Source organism: Pseudactinotalea sp., assembly GCF_048594945.1.
In the GTDB taxonomy this organism is placed as follows: domain Bacteria; phylum Actinomycetota; class Actinomycetes; order Actinomycetales; family Beutenbergiaceae; genus Pseudactinotalea.
The window spans coordinates 1-1676 of sequence record NZ_JBMDXJ010000003.1 but is presented as its reverse complement, the minus strand read 5'-3'; the positions used below and the strand labels follow the sequence as shown (position 1 = coordinate 1676).

Below are 1676 nucleotides of genomic sequence, written 5' to 3'. Positions count from 1 at the left end.
CCATGTCCTGGTGGCCGCTGACGATCAACCCCTTCAACTACCTGCCCGGACCCGTGTGAGTGGGATGGCCGCGAGTGGGCCCGTGTGAGCGGGGCGGGCGTGAGTGGGCGGCTGCGGGTGGCCGCCGATGGCTGCGGCGTTCTCGGTGGGGTAGTTGAACGCTCATGTAATTGAACCTTGAACTTTTCTGGGAGCCGCAGTGCTGCCGGTTTCGGTACAGTGGTGGCGTCGGGCCGAACGCGTCGGCTCACCACCTCGGGTCCCAGGCCCGCCCGATGACAGACGATCCAACGTGAGGAACAATGGCGAAGAACAGCTCCGGAGACGATAGGCGCCAGAAGGCGCGCGAGAACGCCCGCCAGATCGCAGCGAATCAGGAGAAGAAGGAGAAGACGGCCAAGACGATCCTGTACTCCGGGATCGCGGTCGTCATCGTCGTTGTCGCGGCCGTCGTCGGCGTCCTCATCTTCCAGCAGAGCAAGCCCGGGGTGACTCCGGCGAACTATGTGGCCGGCGGAATCTCCCTGGCCAAGGACGGGGCCCCGGTCCAGCCCGAGGAGATGCCCGAGGGCGAAGAATCCGATCTGCCCGCTCCCACGGAGGCCGGAGCCGATGAGAACGCGGCCACCGTGACCGTCTACCTCGACTTCCAGTGCCCGGGCTGCAAGGCCTTCGAGGAGGCCAACACCTCGACGCTGCAGAAGCTCGCCAATGAGGGTTCGGTCGTCCTCGAATACAAGCCGGTCGCGATCCTCGACCGGATGTCGGCCGGCAATGAGTACTCCACCCGCTCGGCGAACCTCGCCGCCTGCGTCATCGACACTCAGCCCGAACTCGTCGAAGACTTCTTCGCCGCCATGTACGCCCAGCAGCCCGAAGAGGGCACCGAGGGCCGCAGCGACGAAGAGCTGCTCAAGGTCGCCGAGGACGCCGGGGTCGACACCTCGATGAAGCTCAACTCGGATCCCGAGCAGACCGTCGAATCCTGCGTGACGAACCAGACCTTCGCCAAGTACGTCGAGGACACGACGCAGGAGGCGCTCGACTCGGGCGTCGAAGCCACCCCATGGGTGCTCATCAACGGTGAGCACACCGACCAGACGAGCGATCCGCAGGCCCTGGCCACCGAAATCCTCAAGGCAACGGGAGAGTTCAAGGGCTGAGGCCCTCGCGGGTGACGCCGTGACCGGTCCGCGCTCGCCGAGGCGGGTGTGGGCCGGTCTTCTCGCGTCCTGACGGTTTTGTGACCGCCGAGGTGAATGGACTACTATCGTGTAGGCGCAGACGGCTTCGATCTGCCGCCTCGCCTCCTTAGCTCAGTTGGTAGAGCACCGCTCTTGTAAAGCGAAGGTCGTCAGTTCGAGTCTGACAGGGGGCTCTCTCACACCGCACCCCACGCTCCGCAGTCGTCTGCGGACGTGGGGTGTGGTGCGTTCAGGCGTCGTGAGGGCCGCGCCGCACGAATGCACACTTCAGATCACAGAACACTGGTTGAAACCGGTGCTCGCTGACTCAAAGGGTGCAATTCACCGCGCCTGTTCCAGATCTGCAACCCCATGTGCTCTATCGATCACCCGACGCCGGTGCCGTCGTCGGTAATGTCTCTCCCTGTCCGGGCCGATGAGTCGACATTCACTCGACTCAGGAAGTGCCCACCATTGTGAAAGGGAAACCGA

Annotated in this window: 1 protein-coding gene and 1 tRNA gene; both read left to right on the top strand. The window is 64.3% G+C overall.

Annotated features, from left to right (window positions below):
• The first annotated feature begins 302 nt into the window (after window positions 1-302).
• Window positions 303-1163, top strand: coding sequence for a DsbA family protein (locus ACOJSN_RS00120; protein ID WP_420110478.1), 861 nt, complete (start codon window positions 303-305; stop codon window positions 1161-1163).
• A gap of 142 nt (window positions 1164-1305) precedes the next feature.
• Window positions 1306-1378 (top strand) — tRNA-Thr (locus ACOJSN_RS00115).
• Window positions 1379-1676: the final 298 nt, after the last annotated feature.